This is a genomic window from Chryseobacterium sp. NRRL B-14798 (assembly GCF_050470705.1).
Lineage (GTDB): Bacteria > Bacteroidota > Bacteroidia > Flavobacteriales > Weeksellaceae > Chryseobacterium > Chryseobacterium cupriresistens.
The window spans coordinates 852,088-865,394 of record NZ_JBFLUL010000005.1 but is presented as its reverse complement, the minus strand read 5'-3'; the positions used below and the strand labels follow the sequence as shown (position 1 = coordinate 865,394).

11 protein-coding genes are annotated in these 13,307 nt (G+C 38.2%); 8 read left to right on the top strand and 3 right to left on the bottom strand.

The features are described 5' to 3' along the window. Positions 1 to 13 precede the first annotated feature (13 nt). Complete coding sequence (locus tag AB1278_RS04320; protein ID WP_429812664.1) at positions 14 to 3,232, bottom strand: S8/S53 family peptidase; 3,219 nt, start codon at positions 3,230 to 3,232, stop codon at positions 14 to 16. Positions 3,233 to 3,383: 151 nt separating this feature from the next. Between AB1278_RS04320 and AB1278_RS04315 the strand changes: the two genes are divergently transcribed. From AB1278_RS04315 to AB1278_RS04300, 4 genes are all read left to right on the top strand, one after another. Beyond that, positions 3,384 to 3,962: a HupE/UreJ family protein gene (locus tag AB1278_RS04315; RefSeq protein WP_227943265.1), complete on the top strand. Its 579-nt coding sequence runs from the start codon at positions 3,384 to 3,386 to the stop codon at positions 3,960 to 3,962. A gap of 67 nt (positions 3,963 to 4,029) precedes the next feature. Further along, on the top strand, positions 4,030 to 6,417 hold the full coding sequence (locus AB1278_RS04310) for a M1 family metallopeptidase (protein ID WP_411413416.1): 2,388 nt from the start codon (positions 4,030 to 4,032) through the stop codon (positions 6,415 to 6,417). 277 nt (positions 6,418 to 6,694) lie between these two features. Beyond that, positions 6,695 to 6,832, top strand: coding sequence for a hypothetical protein (locus tag AB1278_RS04305; protein ID WP_167348788.1), 138 nt, complete (start codon positions 6,695 to 6,697; stop codon positions 6,830 to 6,832). Between the two features lie 250 nt (positions 6,833 to 7,082). Then, entirely contained in the window at positions 7,083 to 7,217 is a 135-nt protein-coding gene (locus AB1278_RS04300; RefSeq protein WP_262486832.1) for a hypothetical protein, read from the top strand. A gap of 55 nt (positions 7,218 to 7,272) precedes the next feature. On the opposite strand, the gene AB1278_RS04295 is transcribed toward AB1278_RS04300, so the two are convergent. Together AB1278_RS04295 and AB1278_RS04290 are read right to left on the bottom strand one after the other, a co-directional pair. Next, on the bottom strand, positions 7,273 to 7,971 hold the full coding sequence (locus AB1278_RS04295; protein WP_343640736.1) for a LytR/AlgR family response regulator transcription factor: 699 nt from the start codon (positions 7,969 to 7,971) through the stop codon (positions 7,273 to 7,275). Next, positions 7,964 to 8,932: a sensor histidine kinase gene (locus AB1278_RS04290; protein ID WP_429812660.1), complete on the bottom strand. Its 969-nt coding sequence runs from the start codon at positions 8,930 to 8,932 to the stop codon at positions 7,964 to 7,966. The genes AB1278_RS04295 and AB1278_RS04290 overlap by 8 nt, the downstream gene beginning before the upstream one ends. A 296-nt stretch (positions 8,933 to 9,228) precedes the next feature. On the opposite strand from AB1278_RS04290, the gene AB1278_RS04285 reads away from it, so the two are divergent. Genes AB1278_RS04285 through AB1278_RS04270 form a run of 4 tightly spaced genes read left to right on the top strand, consistent with a single transcriptional unit; the run spans position 9,229 to position 13,268 of the window. Continuing rightward, the gene (locus tag AB1278_RS04285; RefSeq protein WP_227943261.1) at positions 9,229 to 9,921 is read left to right on the top strand and encodes a DUF2490 domain-containing protein; all 693 of its coding nucleotides are present in this window, start codon (positions 9,229 to 9,231) and stop codon (positions 9,919 to 9,921) included. Positions 9,922 to 9,945: 24 nt separating this feature from the next. Continuing rightward, positions 9,946 to 11,232 (top strand): CitMHS family transporter, encoded by a 1,287-nt coding sequence (locus AB1278_RS04280; protein WP_343640730.1) that lies wholly within the window; start codon positions 9,946 to 9,948, stop codon positions 11,230 to 11,232. 46 nt (positions 11,233 to 11,278) lie between these two features. Next, positions 11,279 to 12,490 carry a cation:dicarboxylate symporter family transporter gene (locus AB1278_RS04275; protein WP_429812657.1) on the top strand — a complete coding sequence of 404 codons (1,212 nt, stop codon included), beginning with the start codon at positions 11,279 to 11,281 and terminating at the stop codon, positions 12,488 to 12,490. Beyond that, positions 12,477 to 13,268 (top strand): TerC family protein, encoded by a 792-nt coding sequence (locus AB1278_RS04270; RefSeq protein ID WP_429812654.1) that lies wholly within the window; start codon positions 12,477 to 12,479, stop codon positions 13,266 to 13,268. The genes AB1278_RS04275 and AB1278_RS04270 overlap by 14 nt, the downstream gene beginning before the upstream one ends. Positions 13,269 to 13,307: the final 39 nt, after the last annotated feature.

Sequence of the window (13,307 nt, the reverse complement as noted above, 5' to 3'; positions counted from 1 at the left end):
TGGATTGATGAATTTATTGCTTCATTACTTTTTTCGTAATTTTTGTGTTATCATCCAATGCAATGGTAAACAGATACGTTCCTCTTACCAGTTCTGAAACATCAATTTTACCGGAATTTTTATCTACATTGACCGTTTTAACCAATTTTCCTGAAGCATCATAAATAGTTACTGTCCCTTTAGAATATCTGCCTAACGATACATTTACAAAATCTTTTGCAGGATTCGGGGTGATGTTCACTTCTGAATTTATTTTAACATCTGCTGTTCCCAATGTTGTTCCTGTTTTTACAAAATATCCGCCAAAGCCTGCCGTCTGGAAGCTCACTTCCCAATATTGGTAAGTATCATTCCAGATAATATCTGCAATATTCGGGGTAATAATTGTGGCAGTTCCTCCAAAAGAAGCTACGGTACCTGTAGTACTTGTTCCTGTATATTTTTCAATAAGAAGATTTGCTTTATTTGCAACATCAGTAGGTGAAGTAGGTAATTTCACTGCATTGCTCAGATTATAGGCATCGAAATCACTCTGTTTGAAATATAAGGTTACTTTACCGGTTGCTGTGGTTGTGTTTGCATCCGAATTGATTTCATATCTTCTTGCCACATAGTTGGGCTGTGCATTATCAATCCACACTTTGGATGTTACATTTCCTGTTACGGTACTGGCTGTTTCTTTTTCTATTCTTGAGATAAGCTGGCAGGAATTTGTAAAATAATTGTAACCATTTGTCACCGTACCGGCTTTCGTCTGGTTGGAAGTTGCTAAATTCTTTACTTCAGCAACATTTTCGTAGACCACGGCTCTCATTTTAAGATCAAATGTTCTTGAAGTCCAGGTAGTACCGTCTGTAGAAGTCTTAGATCTGTTATTCACTACTGCATTTTCAGCTTTCATGGCAATCCTTCCTCCTAATCCGTTTACGACAATATAAAATTCTTTTCCGGTTACCATTTGAATATTCAGATCTGAAAGGCTCACATAATTCCAGGTAAATCTTTGAACGTTATTAAGCCATGAAGTAATGGTTTTAGTCGCAATAATATCTCCGGGGTTTCCATTGGCATCCACTTTTCTGATTTGAATATCAACCGGAATATCCGAAGGAAGAGAAGTACCTGTTAAGAATGAAAAACCGCCCAGTTTTCCTGTCAATGTCGGCGTATATCTTACTGCCAGGGCAATATTATCAAAGTAATAATTAGATTCTGTATTGGCAATAATATAAGGTTCATCGTATCCTACAGTTTCAAAATTAGATTTTACACAACCTAATTCATCCGTAACAGCTTTGTAAATATCTAATTTCCCATATCCCCATCTCATATTGGGAACAGTTCCTGTTGCCCCATCCATTCTTGCATTGGAAGTAAGACGTGCTTTCACCTGGGCTGCCGTTAATGAAGGATTAGCCTGAAGCAGTAAGCCGACAGCTCCTGCTACCCCCGGTGAAGACATACTTGTTCCCTGGTTTTTTACATAATAATTGGTTCCTGCAATAATATCTGTTGAGCCAGGAGCAGAATCGGCTGATCGGGCAGAAATCACGTTCTGTCCTGAGCCTGCAATATCCGGTTTCTGGACACCATCTACTCTTGGTCCCTGTGCACTGAATGAAGAGATGGATTCTTGCGGAGTAAGTGTAAAGTAGCCGCTTGCTCCACTGTACCAACTGGCTCTTCCCATATAGGAAGCTACCGTGATGGCGTTGGAAGCATTTCCCGGTGATCCTACAATATATTCATTATCCCCGTTTTGTAAGGTGGTTTGCACTCCCTGACTATACAGCCAGCCGTGGGCTGTGATCTGCTGGGTTCCGTTGTTGGTAATTTCCAATGAATAATTTCCCTGAACATTGGTGGTTCCGGAGGTTCTGGTCACTACCAACTGCACATACCTTTTATTGTTGTCGTTACTCCAATAGTTGTACATAGTTGCGGTAAGACCTCCTCCCAATATAGTGTGAGCGGTGTTTGTACTGATATTCTGTGTATACTGCTGTCCGTCCGGAGTGGTTAATTTTGCAGTAACGGGAGTATTGTCATTGGCATACATAATGAATGAGAATACTGAAGCTGCGGAAGTGTTGCTTGCTACGGTAAAGTTATAGGTCTGTGCCGCACCGGCTGCAATATCTACTTTTCTGTGAAGATTAGCTCCATAATCATTTCCTGCAGAAATCACAACAACTCTTCCCGCTCCTGAAGTGGTAAAACTATTCACTGCTACTTCATGGCTGGAGGTTCCGTCGTGGGCACTGCTCTGACCACCGATACTCATATTAACGACAATGGGCTTATTAAGAGCCGTTGCCACGTTCTTGAAATACGTTAAAGCATTAATGGTATTGGTTGTGGGAAAAGACCCGTTGCCACCTTTTACAAAAACAATATCTGCATCAGATGAGAATCCCTTATGTCTTTTATCGGCAAAGGCTGCACCATTCCCGGCTGCTGTACCTGAAACGTGGGTTCCGTGACCATTAATATCATTTTCACGAACAAAACCTGTTGGTGTTCCGTCCAGTTCATCTTCAATCTGTGCTCGGGTATATTCTACACCAGTAGAAAACCCTACCGGAGCAGTTTCTCCCGCCTGTGCAGTTAATGTCTGATCCCAAATGGAAACAATTCTGCTTTTGGTCTGATCATCGGCTTTTCTGAAATCAGGATGCTTCCAGTCTATTCCGCTGTCATAAATTCCTACCAAAACACCTGTTCCGTTATAAGCGGTGTTATTGAAAACTCCATCCTGCAAAAGGCTTGCTCCGGACTGAGCTCTGCTCACATCATTATGAAGCTCATCAAATTCCGGCGCCATTACAGAGGTTACATAAGGAAGCTGCATCAGTCTTTCAATATCTTCAATGGTAACCAAAGCTGTGGAGAAAGCCGGCAGCTGGCTCTGAATAATAAAACCGTCTGCTTTCAGTTTTTCCGGTTCTTTGGTATAAATAATACATGAATACATGGTTTGTGCTCCCTTTGAAGTCACTACCAGATGCTTATCAAGTTTCATATCAGGACGTTCCAAATCCCTAACAGATCTTCCATTGGCTATATTTTCCTTATTTTTCAATAAAATATCAAACCGGGAGTCCAGTTTTTGTACCTGTCCGTAAAATGCATAGGAATATAATCCTAAAAACGCTGCTGCAGCATTTCTGAGAAGCTTCGCTCCTCCGGGTGAAATGTTTACATTTGTAGAAAATAATTTTTTAATATCCATAATTCATTTTTAAGCAATACAATTATACAATTTTTATTCAACATATCAATAAGCCAAGATATTAACAACAATCAAGCTTAAAAATTAAACCAAATAATAAAATCAATCATATTTTAACAATATATTCAAAATATAAAATTTTTTAACCAAAATGCAGGATTTTCTTTTTTATTTAAACCTTGGATGGGAACACATTATTTCACTGGATGCCCTTGATCATCAGCTTTTTGTTCTGGCTTTAATTGCTGTTTATTCTTACAGTGACTGGAAAAAAATTCTGATTCTTGTTACGGCATTCACCATTGGACATTCCATTACATTAGCACTGAGTATTCTGGATATTTTCAGAGTTCCTTCCGACTGGGTGGAATTTTTAATTCCTTTAACCATTGTTCTGACCTCTCTGGATAATATTATCATGAAAAACCAGAAACAAACTCTGATGCGGGCCAACTATTATCTTGCACTGATCTTCGGCCTTGTTCATGGGATGGGATTTGCCAACACCGCAAGAGTAATGATTGCCAAAAGCCAGAGTATAGCCTTACCTCTGCTTGGCTTCAATATCGGACTGGAGCTTGGCCAGATTGTAATTGTTTTTGCTATTTTGATCGTCCTTTTCATTCTGCTCAATCTTTTTAAAGTGAATAAAAAAGACTGGATTTTATTTGTCTCTTCAGGCGTATTTGCTTTATCCCTAAAAATGACTTTGGAAAGAATTCCTTTTTAAAATTTAAATATTCATATTAATTCAACAGGTAATTACTATCTTTGATCATCAAAAAATCATTTCGGTTATGAAACTAAAAGTTGTTATACTTTCACTTTCTGTATTTGCATATACAGGTTTCACCGCACAAAATATTCAGAATAACCCTGGCAGCAATCATGGCAACAAGTTTGAGCAGCTGGGAACTATTCTGCCAACACCCAACATTTACAGAACGGCATCAGGAGCTCCCGGTCACGGATACTGGCAGAACAGGGCCGACTACAACATCACCGCTTATCTGGATGAGGATAAAAGAAACCTGAAAGGTTCAGAAACGGTAACTTATTACAACAATTCGCCTGATGATCTGGATTATATCTGGCTTCAGCTTGATGAAAATGAACATTCCAGCATTAGAAATGCCGGGTATGATACTTCATCTGTTCTTCACCCTTCAACAACAGACCAGCAACTTAAAGTAACAGAACTTCCTGTTAAGGATAACGGGTATGGTGTAAGTCTTGAGAAAGTGACTGATGTTTCAGGTAGTCCTTTGAAATATACAGTCAACAAGACTATGATGCGTATTGATCTTCCCAAGGTTTTGAAAAAGGGTGAGAAATTCGTTTTCAAAGTAGACTGGAACTACAATATTCCCAATAGAATCAAAATGGGCGGCCGCGGCGGTTATGAAAATTTCCCTGAAGACGGCAACGATCTGTATACCATGGCACAATGGTATCCGAGAATGTGTGTGTATAGTGATTTCCAGGGCTGGCAGAACCACCAGTTTACCGGAAGAGGTGAATTTGCGCTAGTTTTCGGAGACTTTAAAGTTTCAATGAATGTTCCTTCCGATCATATTGTTGGCGGAACCGGAGAGTGTAAAAATTATGACCAGGTATTAACGTCTGATCAGCTGTCAAGATACAGAAAAGCTGAAAATGCTTCTGAACCTATTGAAATTGTAACTTTGGATGAAGCCAAGAAAGCGGAAAAAAATCATTCAAAACAAAGAAAAACATGGGTTTTTGAAGCGAAGGATGTTCGTGACTTTGCCTGGACTTCTTCCCGAAAATTTGTATGGGACGGAATGCGTGTAACCATTCCTGAAAACAATAATAAAGTAATGGCAATGAGCTTTTATCCAAAGGAATCTTATGGTCTTTACAGAAATTTTTCCACAAAAGCGGTTGCTCATACCATTAAAACCTATTCGGAATTTACCATTCCTTATCCATACCCTGTAGCCCAATCTGTAGAAGCGGCCAACGGAATGGAATATCCGATGATCTGTTTCAACTTCGGAAGAACCGAAAAGGACGGAACCTATTCTGAAGGGACCAAAAACGGAATGATCGGAGTTATCATCCACGAAGTTGGGCACAACTTCTTCCCTATGATCATCAATTCTGATGAAAGACAATGGGCATGGATGGACGAAGGTCTGAATACTTTTACAGAATACCTTACAGAAGAAAAGTGGGATAATAAATTCCCATCCAAAAGAGGACCGGCATGGACGATCGTAGATTATATGAAACTCCCGAAAGATCAGCTGGAGCCTATCATGAGCAACTCTGAAAATATTGTTCAGTATGGGCCGAACGCCTATTCAAAACCTGCTACAGGACTGAATATTCTTCGTGAAACGATCATGGGAAGAGAGCTTTTCGACAAAGCTTTTAAAACGTATGCCAAAAGATGGGCTTTCAAACATCCTGAACCTGCTGATTTATTCCGTACCATGGAAGATGCCAGTGGTGAAGACCTGGACTGGTTCTGGAGAGGATGGTTTTACGGTACAGATCCTGTAGACATCGCTATTGATAAAGTAACGGTAGCCGTTCCTGATCTTGAGACGAATCCTAAAGCTGCTGCTGAAGTGAAATATCAGGTAGAAAAACCATTGGTCAACAATTTTGAAGATCTTTCAAAAATCAGAAACAGAGAAGATAAGAATATTAAATTCTATGTAGACGGCGATAAGGATGTTCAGGATTTCTATTACAAATATGACAGAGGCCAGGAAAAGGTAGATAATAATAAGCAATATAGCATCAAAACCGAAGCTGGTCTTCCTTTAGATGCTAAGGATAAAGAGAAATTCAAAAATATTACAGGATATCAGATCGATTTTGTCAACAAGGGCGGATTGGTAATGCCTATCATTCTTGAGTTCACGTTTGAAGACGGTTCAAAAGTGTATGATAAATCTGCTGCACAGATCTGGAGGCTGAATGAACAAAAAGTTTCCAAGACTTATTATTTTGATAAGAAAGTGAAATCTATTCAGCTTGATCCCATGAGAGAAACTGCTGATATTGATACCACCAATAATTTCTGGAGCAGTACCGGAGCGGGTACTGAAACTTCTAAATTCCAGCTTTTCAAACAAAAACAGGAAGGCGGAAATGTAAGAGGAGGCTCAACCGGAAAGGTTAATCCAATGCAGGCTGCAGGAAAAAGTTAAAACCAAGAAGTTGTAAACTTTAACAAATACAGCACTACTTCGTATTAAAAAGAATAATTCTTTTTTTAATATAAAGTAGTGTTTTTTTTGCTTAAATCTGCCTATCCAAAAGTTCAGTAATCAATTGAACTCCTGCAAATACCAACACCTGTTTTCCGTCTATAAAAAAATATAACAACCTGACTTAAAAAGTTTTATATTTGAATCACCATAACACCAAATGTCAAAAACCTGATTGACAATAAATGCTCAGGATTAAAAAAACAAAATATTACTTATGAAAAATGCCAAATTACTAAGCAGAGATGCTCAGAAAACCATCAATGGCGGGCTTGCTGCCAGACTCGTATGCTGCGAACGCGACGACAACGGAAAATGTACTTTATGGATCGGACCGGGACAAAATTGTCCTTAATCTGTAACCTGATAACAATTAAAATAAAGCCGGAGTTTTCCGGCTTTTCTGTTTTATATTCTCAAGCTCCTGATTTCGGATAAAAACCATTAATAACTGATAATCAAAATTTTATTATAAAAATTATAAACAAAAATATATCACATTATAAGGAAAAATAGTATCTTTGATTCACTTCTTTTACACCAAATGTCAAAATCCTGATTGACTTTAAATGTTCAGGGATATACAAAACAAAATATTATTAACTATGAAAAACGCTAAATTATTAAGCAGAGATGCTCAGAAATCAGTCAATGGCGGAGCAGCAGGACGTATTTGCTGTGAGTACAATTACAAAGGACAATGTATCCTGTGGATCGGTCCGGGGCAGTATTGTCCGTAAACCCGTTACCTGATAACAATTGAAGATAAAGCCGGAAATTTCCGGCTTTACTTTTTTAACTTAAATGTTCTTTTACATTCTTTTTATAGGTTCTCCCCAAGGGAAGTTCGTTACCATTTTTCAGAAAAACATGACTGGAATTATACGAATTAATATGTTCGGACAATACAATATAAGACTTATGGATCCGGATAAATCCCAAATGCTGAAATTTCTCTTCAAAATTGGACATTCTCTCCAGAATCATATATTTTTTCAAAGGCGTCATCAAAACAATATATTCACCGAATCCCTGTATCCACAGAATATCTTTAAGGAAAACCTTGTTCATCACATAATTGGATTTGAACATAATAAAATCTTCCTGCTGCCGGCTGCCGGCCGAACTTTTAAACTGAACAAAATCCCTTGCTTTATGGACTGCTTTTTTAAAGGTATCAAAATCCACAGGCTTGATAAGATAATGAACGACATCCAGCTCAAAGGCTTTCACGGCATACTTTGTTTCCAGGGTAAGAAAAATACACAACGGCGGATCAGGAAGCTGCTGCAAAAGCTCTACTCCATTGATTCCAGGCATATTGATATCAAAAACAACCAGATCTGCTTTATGGGCCTTCAGAAATGCAAGCGCTTCCTCCGGTTTCTGAAATGAAGCCAGCAGATCCACTCCTTCAAGCTGATCACAATATTGTTTTACAAGCTGTAATGCAGGATATTCATCATCTACATTTACGATAGTCAGGTTAGCCATTGATAATAATTGTTAAAGCAATTTTATACTGATCATTTTCTTTCGGGCCGGAATAAAATTCATACTGATCAGGATAAAATTTTTCCAATATATGAATAATGGCTTCATTTCCCAACCCGTGATAATCAGATTCAGCGACAAGAGTTCTATCTTTCCCGACAGAATTTATAATTTCAAAATACAGTTCAGAGCGCTCAATATGACAGAATAATTTTATAAAAGCGTGATCATCTTCCCCTATTGCTGAATGTTTTAAAGCATTTTCAAATAATGTAAGGAGTATTGCAGACGGAATTTCAGCAATGTCAAATTCTTCCTGATCTTCGATATCCATGACAATATCCAGCTGATCATTATATTTAAGCTGATACAAAGCGGCAAGTGCCTTCAGGGAAGAAAATTCCTGAGAAACGGTTACTTTTTCTTTTCCGCTGTCATAAATAATATATTTCAAAAGCTTGCTCAACTGCAAAATAGAATCCGATGTCTTCTCCGAATGGGTCACACTGTTGGCATAGATATTATTAAGGGTATTCAGCAAAAAATGAGGGTTCAGTTTAGACTTCAGCAAATCAAGATAAAGCTGGTCTTTTTCTTCTCCAAGGCTGATCACATCCTGTTCTATCAAAAATTTGTCTTTGGTAATTCCTAAAAAAGAGCCTACCAGAATGATGATTCCCTGTGAGATGTACACGTTATACAAAAACCCGACGTGGTAGCCTTTACCACTGAAGTCCATCTGAAAAACGGCAGGTTCCCAAAGAATCCTGAAAAGACTGGAGACTAAAAAGAGGATCAAAGCATAGAGGATAAACTCCGGGTATTTATTGGACAAATAGAACCGGGGAACCAGATAATAGTACACCAGATAGTAAATTCCCACATTGAAAATGGTGTTCAAAATAATGCTTATTACCAACTGAGTTGAGTCCAGGAAGTAGTTTTCGGTGAAATAAGTCATCAAAATGAAGATAAAAAGGAAAAAAATGTGCTGAAACCTCAACAAAAATTTCCAACGGTATTTCATAAGACTTTCCAGAATCTTACCACTAAATAAAATTCTGATAATCAATAATATAATAATAAAATTAATGATTAAAAACATAGTCCATACCTTATTTTGAAACGCCTCAAATATAAATATCTTTTTGCCTCAAAATGCAGTTCGTTGAGAAAAACTGTCATTGATTGAAAAATTCCAGAGCCGCTCTTTCTAATAAATATATTTGAAAAAGTACAATATTAACCCAATATTATATGAAAATCAATATAAAATTAACCCTTATTTTATCATTATGTTTATTCAACGGACTTTATAGCCAGAGTAAAGATAATTACAATATGTGGTTTCAGTACCTGATGTCGGCAAAGCTTACCGATAAAAGTACTTTAACTGCACTTACCCAGTACCGTTCCTTCGATCTGGCTTATGACACAAGACTTTTTCTGGTAAATGCTTATGTAGATTATGAAGTAGCTGAAAATATAAGACCTGCAGCAGGAGCTATGTTTCTGATCCTCGAATCTTACAATGCCGACGATTCTAAAAAAATACGATATGAAAAAAGACCTTTCCAACAGGTAACTGCGGAGTATTTCATCGGCAGAACCTCCATCTCCAACCGTCTCAGAGTGGAAGAGCGTTTTCTCAGCAACCCCGATGAATTTGAGGTAAGACTCCGGTATCTGATCTCTGTCCGCATTCCTTTCAACAAAAAAGGAGAAAAAGAAAAACTCTACGGTATTCTTAAAAATGAAATAAGAATGAATATGGATAAAGCAGAACCTTTCGACAGCAATCGTATTACCGCAGGCCTTGGAATAAAAGTGGGAAAAAATTCTGCTCTGGAACTGGCCTTTATCAATCAGATGGAAACCGGAAAAACAAGCAATTACGGATTTATAGGCTTCAGAAACAGTTTTGACTGGAGAAAAAAGAAACAACAATAACCTCATTAATATTTATAGATAACTATGCTTACATTTCTTGGTTTTTTAATGATTTTCATCTTCATGATCCTGATCATGAACAAAAAGATGACCCCGCTTACGGCTTTGGTCATTGTGCCGGTAACTATAGCCCTTTTTGCAGGCTTTGGTCCTCAGTTGGGAGACATGATGAAAAACGGTGTCAAAGAAATAGCTCTGACCGGTGTTATGCTGATCTTTGCGATCCTTTATTTCAGTTTAATGATAGACACGGGACTTTTTGAACCGTTAGTGAATATAATTTTAAAAGCAGTTGGAGACAATCCCATCAAAACAACCATAGGAACTGCTGTTCTTACGGCATTGGTTTCATTGGATGGTGATGGTTCATCCACCTATTTAATTGTCGTGGCTGCTATGCTTCCGTTGTATAAAAAACAAGGGATGAATCCGCTGATTCTTACCTGTATTATTATGCTTGCCGGGCAGATTATGAATATTCTTCCCTGGGGAGGACCAACAGCAAGGGTAATGAGTTCCCTGAAGCTTGGCCACACTGAAATATTTGTGCCTATGATTCCTATTATGGCAATAGGGATTCTGTGGGTTATATTTGTTGCCTATATTTTGGGCAGAAGAGAAAAAATACGAATTGCAAAACATGGTAAGTTTACAAACTACAACAGCAATGATATTATTGGTGAAGCAGATCCTTCACTCCGCCGCCCGAAACTGATTCTGATCAATCTTGCTCTTACCATTACCCTTTTGGTAGTCATGATTCTTGATATTGTTCCTTTAGGGATTGCCTTTATGATTGCTTTCTGTATCGCTTCCATCATCAATTATCCAAAATTAAAGGACCAGCAGAAAATCATTTCCAAACATGCAGGAAATGCCCTATCAGTGGCCGGAATGATCTTTGGAGCCGGAATTTTTACGGGAATTCTGAACGGATCGGGTATTATGCAGGCAATGGGAAACAGTATGATAGAAATAGTTCCTAAGAGCTGGGGCGGTTATATGAATATTGTGACAGCCTTATTCAGTATACCGTTTACTTTTTTCCTGTCCAATGATGCCTACTACTTTGGAATATTGCCCATTATAGTTGCTACCGGTCACCAATTGGGAATTTCACCGGAAATATTGGGAAGAGCAAGTCTTATCGGGCAGGGTTCTCACCTTCTCAGTCCATTGGTTCCGTCCACTTATCTGTTGGTATCACTGGCGGGTGTGGAGTTTTCAGATCATTTGAAATATACGTTAAAGTGGGCCTTAGGATCATCAGTCATCATGTTGCTGAGTGCATTGATTCTTGGTATTATATAAGGTTATATCTTTGAATTTCGTAATCTTATTATCTATAAAAAAGTGAATGATGAAAACTGTTAAGCAAAAAACATTTACAGACTCCTATTTAAGAAACCTTACCCTGTATGTTTTCACGGCTATTATCTGTGGCGCATTAACGGGTTATTATTTTCCGGAAGTCGGTAAACAGCTGGAAAAGGTAAGCAGTTACTTTTTTATGCTTCTTGAAGTGTTGATCATTCCTGTTATTTTCATTGCGGTGACTTATGGCGTAAGCTATATTTTCAGCACTAAAAATGCTTTTAAAATTGTAATCCAGATGGTTCTGTATTTTTTAATCATCACTTCCATAAGCATTGTATTGGGAATCGGGTCCGGTCTTCTTTTAAAGCCGGGAGCCAACACGGGAATTATTATTTCTTCGCACAAGGCACTTCCGGAAAGATTTTTAACAACGGCCAGCAACCCACTGCATATCAGCAACTATGTACTTTTTCTTTTCATATCCATATCTGCGGGAATCGTCATTGGTATTTCGAAGAAGAGAAATAACATCTTTAAAGCTTTAGACGCAGGAAGAAATTTGTTTTTCAGGCTCATCAAATATGTGTATCTGTTTCTGCCAATAGTCATTTTCTGTAACATCGCTTATGGCATTTCGGTATATGGAATCAATACTTTGCTGCCTTTAAGTAAAATTGTGGCCACAGTGTATCTTACCAGTGTATTTTTTATTTTCGGGATATTAGGGGTTATAACGGCTTACTTTAAAATTAATCTTTGGGACTTTCTGATCAGTATCAAAGAAGAAATCATTCTTGTAGTGGCCACTTCCTCTTCAAAAACGGCCTTCCCAATGATCTTTGACAAAATGGAATCCCAAGGCTATGACCGGAAAATCCTTCGTCTTATTATTCCTCTCGGGTACAATTTTAATCTGGCAGGAGCTTGTATTTATCTTTCTATTTCATGTATTTTTCTGGTTCAGCTTTACAATATTTCCCTTACGCCAATGGATTATTTCTGGCTTTTTATCACGATTTCCATTGCTTCCAAAACAGCTTCGGGAGTACCAGGATCAGGCTTTCTTGCGCTGATGTTTACCCTAAGCAGGTTTGGAAAAATTCCCACCACAGATCTTGCACTGTTGTACAGTGTAGACCGCTTTATGAACGAAGCCAGATCTGTGACCAATTTCATCGGCATTTCAGTTTCCGCTGCCATTATTTCAAAACTTAATCAAAATTCTATTTCCTTAAAAAATGATGTTTCCTGATTTTACACACCTTTTCAATGACATATTAGAAACCCCTGCAAAATCGATAGCCATTATCGGCAATCTGATCCTTATCGAAAGCCTTCTCTCCGTAGACAATGCTGCCGTATTGGCAACCATCGTCATGGACCTGCCAGAACATCAAAGAAAAAAAGCCCTGAAATACGGAATCCTTGGTGCTTATGTATTTCGTGGACTGGCTCTTATTTTCGCCTCCGTACTCATTTCCGTCTGGTGGCTGAAACCACTGGGAGGATTGTACCTGATCTATATTTCCTTTGACTGGTTTGTCAAAAAAATAAAAAACACAAATGATGAAGAAAATCCGGAGGAAACCCCCAACAAAGAATCCAGCTGGCTGTATAAAAATTCAATTGGATTGCTGGGCCAGTTCTGGGCAACGGTTGCTATTGTAGAAGTAATGGATCTTGCCTTTTCTATTGATAATGTCTTTGCTGCCGTAGCGTTTTCAGACAATTTACTTTTAATTACACTGGGTGTTTTTATAGGAATTTTAGCCATGAGATTTATTGCGCAGTGGTTTGTCCGTTTGATGCAGGTATTTCCTTTCCTGGAAACGGCAGCTTTTATTGTCATAGCTATTTTAGGAATTAAATTAAGTCTGTCCCTATACGAGCACTTCTACCCTGCTACGGCATTCGCTCATTTCTTAGGCAGCCATACCATGGAAATTTTAGTTTCCGCCATTACCGTTCTGTTGTTTGTAGTACCGGTAACAACCAGTTATCTTTTGGGATTTCCGGCCCGCAAAAAATAATTTTTCTGCCAAATTTTCACATTCGGAAATAAAAATCTG

What these genes read in the sequence shown, in the direction of transcription:
- AB1278_RS04300 (WP_262486832.1), top strand. Translation starts at nt 7,083, where the DNA reads ATGAAAAACGCTAAATTATTAAGCAGAGATGCTCAGAAATCAGTCAAT.
- AB1278_RS04320 (WP_429812664.1), bottom strand. Translation starts at nt 3,232, where the DNA reads ATGGATATTAAAAAATTATTTTCTACAAATGTAAACATTTCACCCGGA.
- AB1278_RS04285 (WP_227943261.1), top strand. Translation starts at nt 9,229, where the DNA reads ATGAAAATCAATATAAAATTAACCCTTATTTTATCATTATGTTTATTC.
- AB1278_RS04305 (WP_167348788.1), top strand. Translation starts at nt 6,695, where the DNA reads ATGAAAAATGCCAAATTACTAAGCAGAGATGCTCAGAAAACCATCAAT.
- AB1278_RS04290 (WP_429812660.1), bottom strand. Translation starts at nt 8,932, where the DNA reads ATGACTTATTTCACCGAAAACTACTTCCTGGACTCAACTCAGTTGGTA.
- AB1278_RS04310 (WP_411413416.1), top strand. Translation starts at nt 4,030, where the DNA reads ATGAAACTAAAAGTTGTTATACTTTCACTTTCTGTATTTGCATATACA.
- AB1278_RS04270 (WP_429812654.1), top strand. Translation starts at nt 12,477, where the DNA reads ATGATGTTTCCTGATTTTACACACCTTTTCAATGACATATTAGAAACC.
- AB1278_RS04280 (WP_343640730.1), top strand. Translation starts at nt 9,946, where the DNA reads ATGCTTACATTTCTTGGTTTTTTAATGATTTTCATCTTCATGATCCTG.
- AB1278_RS04275 (WP_429812657.1), top strand. Translation starts at nt 11,279, where the DNA reads ATGATGAAAACTGTTAAGCAAAAAACATTTACAGACTCCTATTTAAGA.
- AB1278_RS04315 (WP_227943265.1), top strand. Translation starts at nt 3,384, where the DNA reads ATGCAGGATTTTCTTTTTTATTTAAACCTTGGATGGGAACACATTATT.
- AB1278_RS04295 (WP_343640736.1), bottom strand. Translation starts at nt 7,971, where the DNA reads ATGGCTAACCTGACTATCGTAAATGTAGATGATGAATATCCTGCATTA.